Raw genomic sequence first — 18,875 nt, forward strand, 5'->3', positions numbered from 1 at the left:
TAAAGTTGGATTTTTTTATAAAAATAATGTTAAGTTGAATTTACATTTTGTTAAGGAAAGCATACAATGATGGTAAGAGGTGGTAAATTTGACCATTTGCAATAAGGTGAAGGAATTAAGAGCTCGCTTTAATTTTACGCAAAGTGTATTAGCAGAAAAGGTAGGAGTGACGAGACAAACAATTGCAGCAATTGAAAAAGGGGATTACGTTCCTTCATTATTACTAGCATTGACGATTTGTGATGTATTCGAGTTAAAGATGGAAGATGTATTTGTTTTAAATAAGGAGGGGGAAGAGGATGAATAGAATTGGTTTTTCTTATATCGTAAATGTGCTTTATACTGCGTTAGCATGTTGGACGTTTGTTGAACTTTATAATGTGGTTACAGAGCTCGCAGATATAATTAAAAATGAGAGGTTCCCATTTGAAATATGGTTTAATGGAGTACCATTCGTTTTATTATTTATTGGAGCTATTATAGTCACAATTTTTTATAGGATCCAAAAGAAAAAATATAAAAATTTATCCTTTTGGATGTATCCATTATTGTTTCCGTTAGAAGATGAACGTGAAAAAGCGATTACGGAGAAAGCTTGTCGAACAACTTTTGTTTCGTTATGGTATGTGTTACCTTGTGCAGTTGGATTTTTAACTCTTTCGCCTATTATCAATGAATATCTTCCAGGATACCCGTTGTATATTCTATTTTTTATTTTCTTTATTCAAATGACAGTCTTCCACGTATCACTATACAGAAATAAATTAGCTTAAAAAGAAACCTTCTTGCATCAGCAAGAAGGTTTCTTTTAGCTTATACTTGTACATATAGCAATATTATTTTATCATTTTATATAGAGTAAGATTTTGTAAGGGAAAGGAATAGTATATGAACAAGCAAAGAATTTATAGTATAGTAGCAATCCTTCTATTTGTTGTAGGTGGTGTATTAATCGGAAAGCCATTCTATGATGGATATAAGGCAGAAACGAAACAGACTGAAAATGTACAGGCTGTTCAAAAGATGGATTATGAAAAGCATGAAACGGAATTTGTAGATGCTTCAAAAATTAATCAACCAGACTTGGCAGAAGTAGCGAACGCATCGTTAGATAAAAAACAAGTAGTTGGTCGTATTTCCATTCCAAGTATTTCATTAGAACTTCCTGTTTTAAAAGCATCAACTGAGAAGAATTTATTGTCAGGTGCGGCAACGGTAAAAGAAAATCAAGTAATGGGACAAGGGAATTATGCACTTGCAGGGCATAATATGTCAAAAAAAGGTGTTTTATTTAGTGATGTATCAACTTTAAAGAAGAACGATAAAATTTATTTGTATGACAATGCAAATGAGTATGAGTATACTGTTACCGGTGTATCTGAAGTGACTCCTGATAAATGGGAAGTTGTAGAGGATCATGGGAAAGATGAGATAACACTTATTACATGTGTATCTGTTAAGGATAATTCTAAGCGTTTTGTTATTACGGGTGATTTAGTAGGAACAAAGGCTAAGAAATAAAGAAAAAAGAGGGTTCACTCTTTAAAGAGTGAACCTTCTTTTTTTATCCAATGTTGAGAAATAAAAGAATATTTTAGTTGGTATTTAAATATTTTTCTATTTTTATATAATAAAGTAATGATTCTAGATTTTGGGAGGAACAAAAGTGAAACAGCAAGTAAAAAGACTTCTTTTAACAACAAGTGTAGCGTTATTGGTAGCGCCAATTTCTGCTTATGCACATCCAGGACGTACAGATGCTAATGGTGGACATACGTGTCGTACAAATTGTGAAAAATGGGGATTGCAGTACGGGGAATATCATTATCACAATAAACCAGCTTCTAGCGGTGGAACAACAAGCCCTGCGCCTAGTCAAAATAATAATGGTGCTGTAGAAGCTGAAAGAAAAGCAGAAGCGCAGCGCAATGCAGAGGCAGAAAAACAACGTGCTGCAGAAGAACAGCGTAAAGCAGAGGAAGAGAGACAGCGTGCTGCAGAAGAACAGCGCAAAGTAGAGGAAGAGAGACAGCGTGCTGCAGAAGAAGCACGTAAGGCAGAGGAAGCGCAGCGTAAAGCTGAGGCTGAAAAGGGACAAGCTGAAGGGCAAAAAAGCGGAGAGACAGATTTTAAAGCAGGAAAGAATAATGCAGAAGGACATGTAGCTGGAAAGTCAGATGCATATAAACAAGCATTTACAACTGCGTATGCTGCGGCATGGTCTTTAGAAGGACAGAAAAAAGCACATTTTGAAAAAGGTAAAGAGCAAGGGTTAACACAAGAAGCAATGGACGATAGTCAAATTACTCCTGAGTTTAAGGGGAACTTTGCAGAAGGTTTCCAAGTAGGTAATAAAGAGAGAACCGAAAAGATTGAAAAAGAACAAGCGGAACTTGGTGAAAAGGCTGGTAAAGAATTAGCTGAAAAGAAACCTGGAAATACTGAAAAGGATACATATGTGAAAGTATATGAAACCGCGTATGAAAAAGGATATAAGTCTGCTAAAAAGACAGCGGAAAAAGCTGGATATACATATGCATTTGAAAATTATGATTTAAAAGTTCCTGCTAAGTATGACAAGCATGAGTCATTAAAGAAATGGTTTACGGAAGGATTTAAATCAAATAAAAAGGCAGCGGAAATTCGAGAAGAAGGATATAAAAAAGGAGACAGCTGGCTTTCGTTCTTCTATAAGAGTTTCGTTCCAAGTGAATATAAAGAACATAAAGGCTTGTATGAACAAGCAATAGAAAAGGGAAAGAAAGCGTAAAAAAAGATGAGGAAAATTCCTCATCTTTTTTTAATCCATCCATTTCACTAATTTCTTAGAAATTGATAATAAAACACAACCTAAAACGATCGCCACAGCGCCAATAACTGTGAATACTTCAGCATATCCAAGTGAAGTTGTGAAGCTTGCAAGCTGTCCGCCTAAAATATTAGCAATACCTGAGCTTGCTAACCATACGCCCATTAATAAAGAGGCTAGTTTTACTGGAGCGAGAGCACTAACCATTGATAGCCCGACAGGTGATAAGAATAGCTCACCTAACGTATGGAAAAGATACGTAAAGACGATAAATAGTAAGTTTGCTTTTTCTGTAATGTTATGTTCGTCACTGCCTGTTTTTAATGTAGCGATAACAAGAACAATATAGCCGATACCGAGTAAGATCATACCAAGTCCCATTTTTGTTGGGATTTTCATGTCACCATTTTTTCTAGTTGCCAGTTTCGCCCATAATGCTGAAATAGCTGGTGCAAGTAAAATAATAAATAACGGATTGACCGATTGGAACCAAGATGTTGGAACTTCCCATCCGAACACAGAGCGGTCTACAAATTTGTTTGTATATAATGTTAACGAACTACCAGCTTGTTCAAATCCAGCCCAGAAGAAGACAACAAAGCATGTTAAAATGACGATAACTGTTGTACGTTGTTTTTCTTTTTTTGTTAACGGTGTATTTCCTATTGTTTGTTGTCCAGCATCCGTTTGCAAATCGCGAGTTGGTTTTTTACCGATATCACCAAGGAAGCGATTTGATAGTGTTGTAAATAAAATTTGTCCAATGATCATTCCGATTGAAGCGGCTAAGAAACCGTAACGGAATCCGAAATGAACAACGCCATCTACTGTTGTTTTGAATAAATTTTCTGATAAAAACCCGCAAACGAGTGGAGCTAAAAATGAACCGACGTTAATACCCATATAGAAAATTGTAAATGCACTATCACGTTTTGGATCATTTTCTTCGTATAATTCTCCAACAAGTGTAGAGATATTCGGTTTGAAGAATCCATTACCGATAATAATAAGCGCTAATCCGAGGTATAGACCGACTTGGTTTTGCAAGGCAAATAGTGTAAGGTTACCGATTGCCATTGTTATACCACCAATTGTGATGGCTTTTCGTTTGCCTAGAAAACGGTCCGTTAAGTATCCACCGATCAATGGTGTGAAATAACAAGCACCAGTATAAAATCCGTAAATAGAGAGTGCCCAAGCGGGACTAAACCCAAGACCACCACTTACTAAAGCTGTTGTTAAATATAATGTTAATAATCCTCGTAATCCATAGTAACTAAATCTTTCCCACATTTCTGTAAAGAAGAGTAAGTATAAACCTGGAGGATGTTTCTTTTTTCTTTGTTGTTCTCTTTCTAGTTGTATCGCTGATTCCATAATAGTTTCCTCCTGACACAAGCAAAAAACAAAGTTAATAGTATTGTATGATTAATATTTTACCTTATTAACTATTATAAGTCAATAAAGGTTGATTTTTCAGAAGAAATTTGAAAAGGGAAATAGCTATAGAATGGGTGTTTCTTTTGTGATAGACTATGGACTATGTTTTCTTTGTAAGGAAGCGGATTACCGCATTTTTTTATTTGTGGAATTGATTTCATGTAAGGTGAAATTGAAGAAGGAGAAAGAAATGAAATTGTTACAGAAAAAAGAAATTTTGCTTATTAGTCTTATGTTATTCTCTATGTTCTTTGGGGCCGGAAATCTTATATTTCCACCTTTCCTTGGATATGAAGCAGGAGAACATGTATGGATTGCATTGTTAGGTTTTATTATATCAGCAACAGGGCTTCCTATATTAGGTGTTATCGCTATTGCGAAAGCAGGGAGTTTTCAAACGTTAGCGGGCAGGGTTCATTCTTCATTTGCAATTATTTTTCCGTGTATTGTGTACTTATTTATTGGACCAGGTCTTGGTATACCACGTGCAGGAAGTTTAGCTTTTGAAATGGGGCCAGGCCAGTTGTTCCCAGAAGCGGGTAGCGTAGTTTTGTTATTGTACACGGCTATTTTCTTTAGTATTGTTTACTGGTTAAGTTTATCACCGTCTAAATTAATGGGCTTGTTTGGAAAGGTGTTAACGCCTTTATTATTATGTATGATTGCTATTATATTTATAAAAAGTATGTTTACATCAGTAGGCGGTGTGAAAGAGCCTGCAGGAAATTATGGACAAGCTCCTATGTTCCAAGGATTTTTAGATGGATATTTAACGATGGATGCGTTAGCAGCTTTAATATTTGGGATTGTTATTGCAAATGCTCTGCGTGCAAAAGGTGTAGCGGATGATAAAGGTTTAGCAAAATATATGAGTATTGCTGGTATTGGAGCAGGGCTTTTATTATCTATTATTTATGTCATTCTTGGATATGTTGGTTCAATTAGTGGTTCATTGGGTACATTTGATAACGGTGCGAAAGTGTTAGCACAAGTTATGACGACATTATTTGGACAGGGTGGGTTAGTTTTATTAGGTCTTATTTTTACTGTTGCTTGTCTATGTGTTTCAATCGGACTTGTTACGTCTTGTAGTCAATTTTTCACAAGTGTATTTCCGAAAGTATCTTATAAAGTTTGGGCATTTATATTAAGTTTTGTTAGTATGGTTTTAGCTAATTTAGGATTAACGCAAATTTTAAAAGTATCGGTACCGATTCTTGGATTTATTTATCCAGTTGCACTAACGCTTATTATTTTAGGGTTATTCCATAAGTATATTGGAAAGTATGTATACGTATATTCGGTAACGATTGGACTCGTAGCGGTATTTAGTGCGATTGATATTTTAAACAAAAGTGTACTGATGAATAAATGGACACCACTACTAAAAATGCTTCCGTTTTATACAGAAGGTGTAGGTTGGATTGTTCCGGCATTTGTAGGTGCCTGCCTCGGTATGATTGCTAGTATTGCTATAAATAAGAAGAAATAAGTAAGAGGTGTTTTCCTATTTCGGAAAACACCTTTCTTTTTTGGAAAAATGGTATCGAACATGAATAGACTAATAGTATGATAAGGGTAATTGGTAATATATAGGTTGATTGGAAAATCGATGATGAGGGGGGAGTATATGAAGGAGGATTTAAACAAGAAAATAGAAGCACTCGAAACGGCAATTGAAACGATGCAAGAGACACTTTATGAATTGAAAACGAAACAAAGAAAAATAGAAGTAGATAAAGTTCAACAAAATGTTAATAAGGAAAAGAAAGAATATATTGAAGCGGTAAGTAATGAAAAGTTACAAGAAGATGTAGTTAAGACGAGGAAGTCCATGCAAGAGCCAGAGGTGAAACAAGTAGATATATCTGCATTTAAACCAGAACCATTTAATATTATAAAGTTTTGTCAAACGTGGTTACCACGCATATTTGTCGGTATTATGCTACTTGGCGTTATTTGGTTATTCAAAGCAGGGGTAGATGCCGGATTATTGACACCAGCGATACGGGTTGTGTTTGGTATAGTACTATCTGCCGGTTTGTATTACGTAGGAGATATACAAATTAAAAGAGAGCGGCAAGCGTTAGGGTTAGTATTAGCTGGAGGAAGTATTACGGGAATTGTTTTAACAACGTTTGCGGCACATTATTTATATGAGTTTATTCCTGCAAGTATTGCGTTTATCTGTAATATTGTATGGGTTATTTTAGGGATTTATTTAGCGAAAAGATATAAATCGGAATATCTCGCTATTTTCGTGGCGGTGGGAGCATTTTTTGTTCCTTTCTTGTTAAATAGTACGACTCCTAATACGTATATTTTCTTTAGTTATGAGACGATATTAACAATTAGCCTATTATGGTATGCATTGAGAAACCGTTATAAGTACTTGTATATGATTTCTTATGTTGTTGCGGCAATTGTCCTATTTGTCTTCTTTGTTGTTATGTCAATATTAGTAGAGAATGTGCAAGTACAGTTAACAGTTGTATACGGTGCAATTCATTTACTATTATTTTGGCATATGTTTTCGGAGAGAAGTTTTATACAAGAAGCACGATTGGCGATATTTAGTGCGAATGCAGTTTTCTTTATTTTAGCTATCTCCCAAATTCCTGAATTTACAACGTGGGGATTAGTTATAAGTGCATTTGTGCATGCTGTTATGTTTGTACTTGAATATAGGAAGAATAAACATTCTGTATTTTCAAATCTAATATTTGGCTTTGCAATGGGATCATTTAGTTTAGCGATTTTATACGAGTATAGTTTGGTGAATGCAGCGATCGTATTATTGTTACAAGGTTTCCTCGGTATGGTTACTGCTATTAAAGTAAAGCAAAATATTAAGTTGTATGTAGGTGCAACGATTTATGCGATTGGAATGGTACAGACGATTTTTAGCCCGTTTGATGAGTTCATTTCAGCAGGGTTTGTCGCTCATATTATTTTGATAGGAACGTTCTATTATTGCATGAGACAAGTGAAAGAAGTGTTAGCGAATTTTGGTAAATATGTGTACTCTATAGCGCTCTACTCGTTAATGGTAATTGTATTTATTACAATTACTAGAATCGGTGAAGTTCTTTCTACAGATGGAAGTATAATTAGCGTATCTGTATCGTTATTATGGATGGTATATGCGTTATTTGCAGTTTGGTTTGGCCGTTATAGACAGATGAACGAAATATTATATGCTGGCTTAGTCGTATTAGTAGTAACAGTAGGGAAGTTATTCCTTCTCGACTTACCAGAGGTGTCGATGATGATCAGGGCGGTGTTATTCTTAATCGTTGGTAGTATAGGTATCGTTATTTCAAGAATGTTTTTCTCAAAAGAAGAGAAGTGAGAAGAAGGCAATCCATATGTGGATTGCCTTTTTCATTATTTTTTATTAATCGTTACAGTTTCATTATATTTCGCTGTTGTGTTTTGACGTAGACGAAGTGTTGCCTGTCCAGTTGTATTTGGATCAAGTTGTACGTTCACAATTTTTTCAGCAGATCCTTGGTTATTTGTTATGAAAGAGAATGTACTGCTATATCCGAAAGAAGACGGCCAAGTGCCATTTGTATTTTGAACTTTTGCCACCTGTGTTCCGCCAGTTGTGAAGATACCTAAAGAATAATTATTGTATGTTGTATTTGGTAATAAGTTATTTACTTGAATCTTCATTTGGAACACTTCATTGTTTGGTAGAATGCTAGGATGAGTAATTACGTAATCACTCGTTGTCACTGCGCTGTTATAGCCGTATGAACCTGGTTTGAAAGTATTGGTATTGAACCACTGGTAACCTTGACTTGGTGCGCTCCAAGGTTCTGGTTGTGGTTCTGTTGATAAGCTTGGTTGTTCAAATGTTTGTAGAGCTGTAGGTGCATCAAGCTGTAAACCACTCACTTGATCTAAGCTTGTAAATGTTTCTTGCTTCGCTAACCAATTCACGATGTTTTCTAATAGAACAGCATCGTTTTCTTCTTTATAACCATCATAAGTTTTCTTTGATTGACCTGAATCTTCGCGAACATATTTTGGCGTAGCATCTTCAACAGGAGAAGAATCACCAATAAAGGCTGCTTTTCCAAGGCCAACTTTCGAAATAGCAGCATAAGGCCCCTCTGCAACGCCACCACCGTTATAAACGCCGCTATCAACAGCGTTATTCCATTTTGATGGATTTTCTGGAAGATATACAAGGCCTTTCGCTAGTTTTGGATTTGTAATCGCAAGAGTAGAGCCGGCATGCATTGCTACAGATGAAACGCCAGTTGTAATTCCGAATGATTGCGCAGGTGAGACAATATTTTTAGCTGAAACATCACCAAGTGCATTGTAACGGAAGCGAATACCGAAATTATTGGATAGCCAATCAGAGCTTTCTACTCCTTGCATAGCTTGTGAAGTTGTTTCTTCATTAGACATTCCCTTTGCTGGATTATCCCATGCCCCGCGTCTATATCCATTGAACACTTCTGAGGAGTCCCAGCGGTTTTTATTACGATCTGCATTATAATGATCGGCAATGAAGAAAATGCTGCCGCCATTTTTCACGTATTGTAACATTGCGTCTTGTTCAGATTTTTTGTAAGGAATATTTGCCTCTGGAACGATAAACACGTTGTAATTTTTTAAGTCGTCGTATGTAATAGGTGTTGATTTACGAAGTTCTTTTACATGATATCCGTTCTGGGCAATGCCGTTTCCGAAATCAGAAAAACCGCCATCAATAACCCAATCAGCTGTCCCGGCAGTTTGACCGTGCGTATTATCAAATAATACTTTCTTCCCATTGTTTTGATTTACAACCTTTGCAGCAATTTCAGGAGCTGGGTCTACAGAGCTTTCGGCATAAGTAGACGGTATGAACGAACTCCCCATACTAAGTGTAATTGCTGTTGCTAAAGAAAATGTAATCCATTTTTTATTCTTCATAGAAGAATCCCCCTAATAATAAATATATGTGCTTTAATAATGTAATTTATTTTTCTGAAAAAATAAAGACAGAAAACGTAAAAAATATTAAAAAATTGTAAAAATAAAGTGAATTTTGTTGAGAAATATTTATATAGACAATAAAAAATCCCTTCCAATTAATAAGGAAGGGATAGCTTGTTTAACTAATTTTTGAATTAGGTGTTTCATCGATCTTATGAAACCCTTTCATGTAATACACGATAGCTAAGCCGATAAGCCAAATTGGGCCAATGATTAATGCAATTCGTGTATCTTCTGAATACGCCATAATACCTAGTACAAGTGCAAGGAAGCCAAGTGAGAAGTAAGAGCTTAATGGATGTAAAGGCATTTTATACGTTAGCTTGTCTTTTTTCTCAGTTGATAATCCTTTACGGAATTTAATTTGAGCGACTAATATAATACCCCAAGTCCAAATTGCCCCGAAAGTTGAAATACTAGTTAACCATGTAAATACTTTTGCAGGCACAAGGTAGTTTAATATAACACCAACAAGTAAAACGATAGCCGTTGCTACAATTCCTTGACTCGGAATACCGTTTTTATTTAAACGACCGAATCTTTCAGGAGCTTTCTTTTGTTGTGCCAAAGTAAATAGCATACGCCCTGTACTAAATAAACCACCGTTACAAGAAGAAAGTGCAGCTGTTAATACAACAAAGTTAATAATACCTGCTGCTTTTGCAATGCCGATTTGTTGGAATGTTAATACGAATGGACTTCCTTTCTCGCCAAGTTCGTTCCATGGATAAATTGCCATCATAACGAATAATGCCCCGACGTAAAAGATTAGGATTCTCCAAAATACGTTATCGATAGCTTTTGCGAGTGTTTTCTTCGGGTTTTGAGCTTCACCAGCTGTAACACCAATTAGTTCAACGCCTAAATAAGCGAATAATACCATTTGTAAGGAAAGCAATAATCCAGAGAAGCCATTTGGGAACCAGCCCCCATGTTCCCAAAGATTTGAAATACCAGTTGCAACGCCGCCATTTCCAAATCCGAATAGAATAATACCAAAGCCAATCACTATCATACAGATAATTGTGACAATTTTAATGAGAGCAAACCAAAACTCAAGTTCTCCAAATACTTTTACTGATAAGAAGTTGAAAGCGCTCATTAATAATAGAGCGAGTAGTGCCCAAGTCCAGCGCGGGATATCTGGGAACCAGTACTGCATGTAAATTCCAGCCGCCGTAATTTCAGCCATACAAGTAACAACCCATAAGAACCAGTAGTTCCAACCAGTAATATAGCCAGCAAGTGGGCCGATATAATCATTAGCATATTTACTAAAAGAGCCGGCAACCGGTTGTTCAATTGCCATTTCTCCGAGCGCTCGCATAATGAAAAAAATAACGAGTCCAGCGATCATATAACCTAGTAAGATGGAAGGACCAGCTAGTTTAATAGCAGAAGCAGATCCTAAAAATAGCCCAACGCCAATAGCCGAACCGAGTGACATTAAAGTAATATGTCGTTCTTTTAAACCTCGATTTAAAGTTCCAGATTTGTTTGTGTGCTGCATAAGAAGAATCCCCCTTGTAGAATGAGCTACCTAAATATTTAACTATTTCAAATTATAAAACATTTCTATCTGTTATGCTACAAAAATAATCAAAATGAACTGTACTACATCTGAACTTGTCAGACTTAAACTTAAAATTCTCACTATTAGAGAATATATTGACTCTTCTTTTTATTGATTGTTAAGATTAAGTATTATATTTTCTCACATACTAGTAAGAAAAGAATGTGTGATAATAATTCAGGTGTAGGAAGGGTACATAGCCATGTTTCAATTACAAAAATATAACACTTCTGTGAAGCAAGAGCTTTTAGCGGGCATCACAACTTTTTTTACATTTGCGTATATTCTTGTCATCAATCCGAAAATATTATCTGATGCAGGTGTACCATTTGATCAAGCGTTTACGGCAACTATTATTGCGACAGTTATTGGGACGCTATGTATGGCGTTTTTAGCTAACTATCCAATTGTTATTGCTCCAGCTATGGGGATGAATGCATATTTTGCTTACTCTGTTGTTCAACAGGCAGAGGGGATTACATATGTCATTGCGTTTTCAGCAGTATTTGTAACAGGTATCATTTTTCTTTTATTATCTTTCACTTCATTTAGGCAAAAGCTAATTATCGCAATTCCTGACAGTTTAAAACATGCAATTGCAGGTGGAATTGGACTATTTATTGCTTTTATTGGATTACGTCTATCTGGAATTATCGTGGATCATCCATCTAACTTAGTTACGATTGGTGATTTTCATTCTCCAGCCGTTATTTTAACTTTAATTGGTTTAATTTTAGCGGCAGTATTAATGGTATTACGTGTGAGTGGTGCATTATTTATTAGTATGATTGTGACAGGAATTATCGCCTTCTTTACGGAGCAACTGAAGTTTGAGGATAAAATTGTAGCGATGCCTCATTTACCAGAGGGTATTATCGTTTCAAATCCAATCAATGCTTTTTCAGATGTAATTCAGTATGGATTATATGGTGTTGTATTTTCATTTTTACTTGTACTTTTATTTGATACGACAGGTGCATTACTCGGTTTAATTAAACAAGCTGGTTTAATTACAGATAATACAGAGAAACGTTTTGGCAAAGCGTTTATTGCAGATGCGATTGGTGGAACGACAGGTTCTATCTTCGGAACAAGCCCAACAGCAGCAACGATTGAATCGTCAGCTGGTATTGCTGCAGGTGGTAAAACTGGATTAACAGGTATTGTAGTTGTTGGTCTAACGATTATAACGGCATTTTTCAGCCCTGTTATCGCGTCTTTATCAAGTGTAGCTGCTATTACAGCTCCTTCATTAATTATTGTAGGTAGTTTAATGGCACAAAGCATTCGTGATATTAATTGGAATGAATTTGAAGATGCATTACCAGCATTTTTAATTTTCGTTGGTATTCCGTTAACGTCTAGTATTGCAAATGGAATTGCAATTGGATTTTTAGTGTATCCAGTATTAAAAATTGTGAAGGGGAAAGGGATGGAAGTACATCCGTTACTATATTTATTTACAATTTTATTTGGATGTCATTTATTCTTATAGTATAGAGATAGGAAAGGGGGCTTCTTATGAGAGGCTCCTTTTTTGTGTATAATAAAGTGAAAAAAACAAATCAATTACGTAAAATATAAATTACTTAATGGAATATATATGTTACAATAAAGGCAGAGGAGGAACATGAATGGCTGTAAGTAAAATAAAAGTCGCACGTGTTCAGTTAGATTTAACACAACAACAATTAGCAGAAAAAGTAGGCGTCACAAGGCAAACAATTAGTTTAATTGAGAAGGGGAAATACAATCCATCTTTAGATTTATGTTTGAAAATTTGTTATGCAGTAGATAAAACATTGAATGATTTGTTTTGGGAGGAAAAGGAGTGATAGGGTGAAAATCGTGAAAGATGAACGTTTAATGATTGAGGGATTAAAACATATTAGATTGGCTTTCATCTTACAAAATGTCGTCATACTAGGCATTGTTTTTTACCGTTACGTCTTGCAAGGGGCAGGGTATGAAAGTGTTTCGGATTTATTAATGGTATTTATGGGCGGGATAATAGTTATTAACTTTTTAAACTTAAAAAATTCGGTGGAAGTGTATGAGCATACAGGTGGAGTATCACGTAGTTATTTCATGAAACTATTATTAATTCCAGTAGGGATTGTTATTGGACTGTTAGCTATTTGTATCATTGTAACACCGGATATTTCGATAAAGGAAATTGGTATAACAGGAGTTATTATGTTTGTTTGCTTTTTAATTCCTAGTTTGTTTATATACATATATATGAAAAAAATAAAAAGTGAAAATGAAATATAAGAAAAGCTTTCTGCATATTGCAGAAAGCTTTTCTTATATTTCTTTATACATTACTTTATGTAGTCCTATTGGATCAATCTCGAAGATTTCACCATGCTCATGGAAGCCTAATGGTTTGTAATAATCCGCTACGGTAATTCGGGCATTACACCATAGAATATTTGCTTCGCGTTCTTGGAGGACTTGTTCAGCTTTACGGATTAAGGAGCTGCCAGCATGCTGGTTTCGGAAATTAGGTAATGTTGCCATTCCTCGTAGACGGTAGTGGTTACCAGCTTTTAAATCAGGATGTATTTCTTTAGAGAAAGAGGCGATGCTAACAAGTTCATCATGTAGAAATGCACCTAAATGAAAGGCGTCTGTTTCGTAATCTGAATCGTATTTACAATCTTCTAATGATTGATTGGGACGCAAAACCTTTTGACGTAATAAGTATGTTTCAGATGCATCAATATGTTTCACTGTAATCATAATATCACCCTTTCTTATAAGCCTTTTTCTATAAGTTGTAAGAAGAAATATGCGGGTGCAACGAGAAGTCCTAGTATGCTAGCTGTTCCGAGAAGGAGTGAAATTAAGAGACAAAAGTACTTAATTCCATTCGATTTTTTCCATCCATAACTACAAATTTCAATGCTAATACCGATGAGAATAATGGCGACGAGTACTTCTGCTAATAATAAGAGAGCTAAAGTTGAAATAGACATAATGTGATTCATCCCCATAATATGTGATAGTAACATTTTACCATATGAAATTGAAAAAATGCCCCTCATTTATGTGAGGGGCATTTTCTATTCTAATATGTTTTTCATTGTATCAATATGTTCTTTTGAACCCGTTACAAGTAAAGTATCGCCATGCTGTAACTTCGTATCACCATGTGGTATTAATGCTTTATTACCACGGTAAATTTGAATGACAAGTACATCACCTAGAAACGGAAGGCGACGAAGTGCTAAGCCGTTATATTTATTACTTCGTAGTTCAACCTCACGCACCGTTTCATTTGCTGTTGTAATCAAGCGAACGAGACTCGGTTTATCAATAAGTGCACGTAATAAAATACGTGTAGAGTTAATAGTCGAGAATACAGCGATATGTTCTTGAGTCGCTTTTTCTTGTAGAAGGGGATCTTCTACACTTGCGATGACGTGTTCAACACCTAATTCTTTTGCATGTTCTGCTAATAATAAGTTTTGTTCATCATCACTTGTCGCAACAACAACACGGTCTGCTTCGAAAGCTTGTTGCTCCATTAAAGATTGAATAGTAATCTCATCTAATTTTACAATAGGGAAGTCATGAGATTTCGCTTCCTCATCATTTATTTTATTTTGACGTATCATATATAGTGTTACGTCATAATCTTCACGTTTTAAATCAAGTGATAACGGAAGGGTAATTCTGCTTGCACCAATAATAGATACTTTCGGTTTTGGTGTTTCCACTTTTGGAAACATCTTTTTAAATAATATAGGTGCAAAAATACAAGTAATAACTGCACTTAAAATAAGAGATGCTGATAAACTTGGGCTAATGATGCCTAGCTTTTCACCGATTTGTGCAGCCGCAATAACTAAAGAAAGTGTTGATGTTAACAAAATAGCACTTCCGAGTACGATATTGCGTGGGTACCATTTTCGTAAGACGAGTGATGGCAACAGTTTTGAAATAAAGAGTCCCACAATTAGAATTGGGATCATTAGCATACTAGAAGGCTCGTTAAAAATAGACCATACTTCTAGATTTACACCAACCATTACGAAGAAAATAGGAATGAAGAAGCCATATCCGATGGAATCAAGTTTTTCAACCATATCTTCATTTGGTGATAATAAAGATACGAGTACACCTGCTAAAAAGGCTCCCAAAATATTTTCTGCCCCAACAGATTCAGATAATCCAACTAATATTAAGATGAGTGCAAAAACAGCTCGTGTATCAATTTGTACACTACCGGCTTTTAAGCTTTCTAGGTATGGAATATTTTTAAACCGTCTTGCGACAAAGTAAATTACAATACCAGCACCGAATAGAAGAAGTAGAAGCCACATGCTTTGGCCACTTTCGGAATTTAATCCGACGAATACAGCGAGTAAAATCATTGTAACTAAGTCTGCAATAACAGCGACTAATAAAATGATTTGCCCGATTGCGGTTTTTCCTAAGTTATTTTCTTTCAATGTTGGTACGACAACACCTAAAGAAATAGTTGAAATAATTAAAGTCATGAACATTGCATTGTCTACGAATCCTAGCCATACGAATATTAATGATAGGGCATAAGATAAAATGAAAATAAACAAGAAGATAATGCTTGCTGCTTGGAATGTGTTCGGTTCGTTTGTCGTATTCTTTTTCCCTTTTTGTTTAAAGATCGAAAAGTCAATTTCTAAACCACTTAAAAACATTAGGAAGATAAACCCTAGTGTTGATAAGACTTGAAGCCACATGTCTGGCTCAATGATGTTAAATCCACTTTTACCTACAAAGATTCCTGCGATAATTTCTGCAACAACGACAGGAAGTGCGTTTAATTTAAAGCGCTGTAACAAAAGGGGAACGAAAAACGCGATTGCGACGACAACCATAAGTGATAGAACAGAAGAATGATGTTCCATTGCGTTCTCTCCCTTCAAATAAATATAGTAACTATTTAGCCATATAATAGGAAGAAAAGCAACGGATATGGTTTCGATTTCATAAAGAAAGAGTTTTCTTAACATTTGTCATAATAAGTATATTTTTCATGATTTTGTTGTTAATTCCGTAATGTGGATGTAATAGGGGAGGGGATAAAGTGAAACTTTAATCAGTGGGGGTCTTACTGCTCGTTAATGCGGGATAAAAAAAGACTGCTGAGGAATCCCAGCAGTCTTTTTCATGCAAATTACATTGAGAAGAAGATCCATACAGTAAGACCAACTGTTGCAGTTGCAACGAAGAAACTGTATATCATTGTAAGAACTTGAATTCTTCCTTCTCCTTCTTTTAAGTGCATGAACATAATTAATTGTAATAACGCTTGCGCAACTGCCATTATGATGATAGTTGTTAATATCGTTGAAAGTGGCAGGTTTGTGTAAAGTGCCACGTATAACGCTAGAAACGTTAGTGCAAGCGATAAAATAAATCCGAAAACGTGTGACCATGGGAATCCGCTATGCCCATGCCCGTTTGCTTGGTTGTTATTTTGACCCATTTACGCCACCATCCCGTTCAAGTAAACTAGTGTGTAAATAAAGACCCAAACAAGATCAAGGAAATGCCAGTATAAGCTGATAATAAATACTTTACGAGCTGTAACTGGTGTTAAACCTCGTTTTAAAATTTGGATAATAACACAAGTTGCCCAGATGATACCACCTGTTACGTGGGCACCATGCGTTCCAAGAAGAACGAAGAATGCCGATAAGAAAGCACTTGTTTGAATCGTTGCACCTTCACCAACGTACAAAATGAATTCTTCAATTTCAAAGAATAGGAAGCCTGCACCTAAAAGTAAAGTCAGGATAAACCAAGCTAACATTCCTTTTTGATTGTGTTTACGCATTTCGTGAATTGCGATCCCACATGTAAAGCTACTTGTTAAAAGTAACAGTGTTTGAATTAAAAGTGTTTTAACTTCAAACAATTGCGCTGGTGTTGGGCCATCAGCCGTACGACCAGCAAGGACTAGATAAGAGGCGAAAAGTGTTGCGAACAGCATAATTTCAGCCCCAAGAAAAATCCAGAATCCTAGGATATTCAATCTGCTTTGCTCGGATTGATATTCCAAAGGTAAGCTTTTATCTAAAGCCGCCATGTCATTTCACCTCTCATGCTATATGTTCTGTTTCTTTAATTTCATCAACGCTTACGTAGTAGCCATCATCATAATCGAATGAACGATAGATTAAGCAACCTAAAATACCAATACCACCGATTGCTGCAATCCAGAACCAGCTAAATACTAATGCAAAACCTGCAAGACCGAAGAATAAAGACGCAATAATAGGCACACCAGAATTACTTGGCATGTGAATTGGTTTTAATTCATCTGCTGTTGGTGTAATTGTTTCTCCACGTTTTTTCATGAACCAGAAAGCATCAGCTTCTTTAATTTCAGGAAGTTTCGCGAAGTTGTAATGTTGTACAGGAGATTGAGTTGCCCATTCAAGTGTACGGCCGTCCCATGGATCTCCAGTTGTGTCACGCTCACCGTGACGTGCACTCCAAATTACGTTATAGCAAAGGATTAGGAAGCCAATAGCCATCATTACAGCACCAACAGATGCGATTTGGTTTAGCCAGCCCCATCCAAGACTTTCAGAGTAAGTGTACATACGACGAGTCATACCGTCTAAACCTAAGAAGTACATTGGGAAGAAACAGATGTTAAATCCGCTCATAAAGATCCAGAATGTCCATTTACCTAGGCGTTCATTTAACATATGACCTGTCATTTTTGGATACCAGTATGTGAATCCAGCAAGCATAGCGAATACTGTACCTGCGATTAATACGTAGTGGAAGTGAGCAATTAGGAAGTAGCTGTTATGGTATTGATAATCAGCTGCTGCCATTCCAAGCATAACCCCTGTAACTCCACCAACTACGAAGTTTGGAATAAATGCCAATGACCAAAGCATTGGAACTGTAAAACGAATACGTCCTTTATACAGTGTAAACAACCAGTTAAAGATCTTAACACCGGTTGGAATCGAAATCGCCATTGTCGAAATCGAGAAGAATGAGTTAACCGCTGGACCTGCACCCATAGTGAAGAAATGGTGAAGCCATACGACGAAACTTAGTAAAGAAATTGCAACCATCGAGTACACCATCGCACTGTAACCGAATAGACGTTTACGTGAGAATGTACTAATGATTTCAGAGAAAATACCGAATGCCGGTAAAATAACAATATATACTTCAGGGTGACCCCATACCCAGAATAGGTTGGCCCATAACATTGGCATACCGCCGCTCGCCATCGTAAAGAAGTGAGCATCGAATAGACGGTCAAATGTCATTAATGCAAGAGCAACTGTTAATACTGGGAAAGCGAAAATAATGATAATTGTTGTAATTAAGATTGACCAAGTAAACATTGGCATTCTCATTAATTTCATACCAGGTGTACGCATTTTTAAGATAGTAACAAGGAAGTTAATACCGGTCATTAGCGTACCGAGACCTGAAATCTGTAATGCAATTGCGTAGTAGTTATTTCCTACACCAGAAGTAAACTCTGTACCTGCCATTGGGAAGTAAGAAGTCCACCCAGCGTCTGGAGAACCACCGATTACGAAAGCGATGTTGAATAACATTGCTCCGACAAAGAATAACCAGAAACTTAAAGCATTTAAGAACGGATATGCAACGTCACGAGCACCAATTTGTAATGGTACTACAAGGTTCATTAATCCCATAACGAATGGCATTGCCATGAAAAGAATCATTACCGTACCATGTGTTGTAAAGATTCCGTTATAGTGTTCAGCGTTTAAATAAGTTGTTTCCGGGAATGTTAACTGGGCACGAATCATTAAACCATCCATACCACCACGGAATAACATTATAACGGCAGAGATAATATACATGGTCCCTATTTTTTTATGGTCAACAGTTGTCAACCACTCATCCCAAAGCCATCTCCATTTTTTGTACTTTGTTAGTACGAAAAGAATCGCTAATGTCACAAGAACGATAGAAGCGTCAGCTCCGTAAATAATCGGGTCACCTGTGACAAAAAATTCATCAAGCTTCACTGTGTTCACTCCAATCTGTTGGAAT

Annotated in this window: 18 protein-coding genes; 9 read left to right on the plus strand and 9 right to left on the minus strand. The window is 36.1% G+C overall.

Annotated elements, in window-relative coordinates:
• Positions 1 to 79 precede the first annotated feature (79 nt).
• The 4 genes from MKY70_RS03655 to MKY70_RS03670 all read left to right on the plus strand — a co-directional run bounded on the left by MKY70_RS03655 (position 80) and on the right by MKY70_RS03670 (position 2,770).
• A complete protein-coding gene (locus MKY70_RS03655; RefSeq protein ID WP_078185072.1) occupies positions 80 to 307 on the plus strand; it encodes a helix-turn-helix transcriptional regulator in 228 nt (75 codons plus the stop codon).
• Positions 300 to 773 carry a hypothetical protein gene (locus MKY70_RS03660; RefSeq protein ID WP_002125279.1) on the plus strand — a complete coding sequence of 158 codons (474 nt, stop codon included), beginning with the start codon at positions 300 to 302 and terminating at the stop codon, positions 771 to 773. Before MKY70_RS03655 ends, MKY70_RS03660 begins: the two co-directional genes overlap by 8 nt.
• A gap of 115 nt (positions 774 to 888) precedes the next feature.
• A complete protein-coding gene (locus tag MKY70_RS03665; RefSeq protein WP_002125281.1) occupies positions 889 to 1,521 on the plus strand; it encodes a class A sortase in 633 nt (210 codons plus the stop codon).
• Between the two features lie 145 nt (positions 1,522 to 1,666).
• Positions 1,667 to 2,770 (plus strand): YHYH domain-containing protein, encoded by a 1,104-nt coding sequence (locus tag MKY70_RS03670; RefSeq protein ID WP_283749386.1) that lies wholly within the window; start codon positions 1,667 to 1,669, stop codon positions 2,768 to 2,770.
• A gap of 30 nt (positions 2,771 to 2,800) precedes the next feature.
• On the opposite strand, the gene MKY70_RS03675 is transcribed toward MKY70_RS03670, so the two are convergent.
• Entirely contained in the window at positions 2,801 to 4,186 is a 1,386-nt protein-coding gene (locus MKY70_RS03675; RefSeq protein WP_002167113.1) for a peptide MFS transporter, read from the minus strand.
• A gap of 253 nt (positions 4,187 to 4,439) precedes the next feature.
• On the opposite strand from MKY70_RS03675, the gene brnQ1 reads away from it, so the two are divergent.
• Positions 4,440 to 5,741: a branched-chain amino acid transport system II carrier protein BrnQ1 gene (gene brnQ1, locus MKY70_RS03680; protein WP_430538056.1), complete on the plus strand. Its 1,302-nt coding sequence runs from the start codon at positions 4,440 to 4,442 to the stop codon at positions 5,739 to 5,741.
• Between the two features lie 138 nt (positions 5,742 to 5,879).
• A complete protein-coding gene (locus MKY70_RS03685; protein WP_341023239.1) occupies positions 5,880 to 7,601 on the plus strand; it encodes a DUF2339 domain-containing protein in 1,722 nt (573 codons plus the stop codon).
• A gap of 35 nt (positions 7,602 to 7,636) precedes the next feature.
• On the opposite strand, the gene MKY70_RS03690 is transcribed toward MKY70_RS03685, so the two are convergent.
• Together MKY70_RS03690 and MKY70_RS03695 are read right to left on the minus strand one after the other, a co-directional pair.
• Positions 7,637 to 9,184: a DNA-binding protein gene (locus tag MKY70_RS03690; protein ID WP_088031277.1), complete on the minus strand. Its 1,548-nt coding sequence runs from the start codon at positions 9,182 to 9,184 to the stop codon at positions 7,637 to 7,639.
• 181 nt (positions 9,185 to 9,365) lie between these two features.
• Positions 9,366 to 10,757 carry an amino acid permease gene (locus tag MKY70_RS03695; RefSeq protein WP_002090901.1) on the minus strand — a complete coding sequence of 464 codons (1,392 nt, stop codon included), beginning with the start codon at positions 10,755 to 10,757 and terminating at the stop codon, positions 9,366 to 9,368.
• Between the two features lie 265 nt (positions 10,758 to 11,022).
• Here MKY70_RS03695 and MKY70_RS03700 point away from each other — a divergent pair, with 265 nt between their 5' ends.
• From MKY70_RS03700 to MKY70_RS03710, 3 genes are all read left to right on the plus strand, one after another.
• On the plus strand, positions 11,023 to 12,315 hold the full coding sequence (locus MKY70_RS03700) for an NCS2 family permease (protein ID WP_341023243.1): 1,293 nt from the start codon (positions 11,023 to 11,025) through the stop codon (positions 12,313 to 12,315).
• Positions 12,316 to 12,454: 139 nt separating this feature from the next.
• Complete coding sequence (locus MKY70_RS03705; RefSeq protein ID WP_000301182.1) at positions 12,455 to 12,655, plus strand: helix-turn-helix transcriptional regulator; 201 nt, start codon at positions 12,455 to 12,457, stop codon at positions 12,653 to 12,655.
• A 4-nt stretch (positions 12,656 to 12,659) separates the two neighbouring features.
• On the plus strand, positions 12,660 to 13,094 hold the full coding sequence (locus tag MKY70_RS03710) for a hypothetical protein (RefSeq protein WP_061675082.1): 435 nt from the start codon (positions 12,660 to 12,662) through the stop codon (positions 13,092 to 13,094).
• Between the two features lie 33 nt (positions 13,095 to 13,127).
• Here MKY70_RS03710 and MKY70_RS03715 read toward each other — a convergent pair whose 3' ends face one another.
• The 6 genes from MKY70_RS03715 to qoxB all read right to left on the minus strand — a co-directional run bounded on the left by MKY70_RS03715 (position 13,128) and on the right by qoxB (position 18,850).
• On the minus strand, positions 13,128 to 13,565 hold the full coding sequence (locus MKY70_RS03715; protein ID WP_088031276.1) for a GNAT family N-acetyltransferase: 438 nt from the start codon (positions 13,563 to 13,565) through the stop codon (positions 13,128 to 13,130).
• A gap of 14 nt (positions 13,566 to 13,579) precedes the next feature.
• Positions 13,580 to 13,870 carry a DUF4022 family protein gene (locus MKY70_RS03720; RefSeq protein ID WP_002090894.1) on the minus strand — a complete coding sequence of 97 codons (291 nt, stop codon included), beginning with the start codon at positions 13,868 to 13,870 and terminating at the stop codon, positions 13,580 to 13,582.
• A gap of 18 nt (positions 13,871 to 13,888) precedes the next feature.
• Positions 13,889 to 15,718 (minus strand): monovalent cation:proton antiporter family protein, encoded by a 1,830-nt coding sequence (locus MKY70_RS03725; protein ID WP_088031275.1) that lies wholly within the window; start codon positions 15,716 to 15,718, stop codon positions 13,889 to 13,891.
• A 269-nt stretch (positions 15,719 to 15,987) separates the two neighbouring features.
• Entirely contained in the window at positions 15,988 to 16,299 is a 312-nt protein-coding gene (qoxD, locus tag MKY70_RS03730; protein ID WP_002029843.1) for a cytochrome aa3 quinol oxidase subunit IV, read from the minus strand.
• Positions 16,300 to 16,902: a cytochrome aa3 quinol oxidase subunit III gene (gene qoxC / locus MKY70_RS03735; RefSeq protein ID WP_002029841.1), complete on the minus strand. Its 603-nt coding sequence runs from the start codon at positions 16,900 to 16,902 to the stop codon at positions 16,300 to 16,302.
• A gap of 13 nt (positions 16,903 to 16,915) precedes the next feature.
• Positions 16,916 to 18,850, minus strand: coding sequence for a cytochrome aa3 quinol oxidase subunit I (gene qoxB / locus MKY70_RS03740; protein WP_002063826.1), 1,935 nt, complete (start codon positions 18,848 to 18,850; stop codon positions 16,916 to 16,918).
• Between the last annotated feature and the right edge of the window lie 25 nt (positions 18,851 to 18,875).

Origin of the sequence: Bacillus sp. FSL R9-9492 (genome assembly GCF_038007365.1) — a bacterium.
Lineage (GTDB): Bacteria > Bacillota > Bacilli > Bacillales > Bacillaceae_G > Bacillus_A > Bacillus_A mycoides.

Coding starts and splice junctions, on each gene's coding strand:
- MKY70_RS03725 (WP_088031275.1), bottom strand. CDS start 15,718: ATGGAACATCATTCTTCTGTTCTATCACTTATGGTTGTCGTCGCAATC.
- qoxD (WP_002029843.1), bottom strand. CDS start 16,299: ATGGGTCAAAATAACAACCAAGCAAACGGGCATGGGCATAGCGGATTC.
- MKY70_RS03675 (WP_002167113.1), bottom strand. CDS start 4,186: ATGGAATCAGCGATACAACTAGAAAGAGAACAACAAAGAAAAAAGAAA.
- MKY70_RS03695 (WP_002090901.1), bottom strand. CDS start 10,757: ATGCAGCACACAAACAAATCTGGAACTTTAAATCGAGGTTTAAAAGAA.
- MKY70_RS03700 (WP_341023243.1), top strand. CDS start 11,023: ATGTTTCAATTACAAAAATATAACACTTCTGTGAAGCAAGAGCTTTTA.
- MKY70_RS03720 (WP_002090894.1), bottom strand. CDS start 13,870: ATGAGGGGCATTTTTTCAATTTCATATGGTAAAATGTTACTATCACAT.
- brnQ1 (WP_430538056.1), top strand. CDS start 4,440: ATGAAATTGTTACAGAAAAAAGAAATTTTGCTTATTAGTCTTATGTTA.
- MKY70_RS03665 (WP_002125281.1), top strand. CDS start 889: ATGAACAAGCAAAGAATTTATAGTATAGTAGCAATCCTTCTATTTGTT.
- MKY70_RS03660 (WP_002125279.1), top strand. CDS start 300: ATGAATAGAATTGGTTTTTCTTATATCGTAAATGTGCTTTATACTGCG.
- qoxC (WP_002029841.1), bottom strand. CDS start 16,902: ATGGCGGCTTTAGATAAAAGCTTACCTTTGGAATATCAATCCGAGCAA.
- MKY70_RS03685 (WP_341023239.1), top strand. CDS start 5,880: ATGAAGGAGGATTTAAACAAGAAAATAGAAGCACTCGAAACGGCAATT.
- MKY70_RS03690 (WP_088031277.1), bottom strand. CDS start 9,184: ATGAAGAATAAAAAATGGATTACATTTTCTTTAGCAACAGCAATTACA.
- MKY70_RS03715 (WP_088031276.1), bottom strand. CDS start 13,565: ATGATTACAGTGAAACATATTGATGCATCTGAAACATACTTATTACGT.
- MKY70_RS03705 (WP_000301182.1), top strand. CDS start 12,455: ATGGCTGTAAGTAAAATAAAAGTCGCACGTGTTCAGTTAGATTTAACA.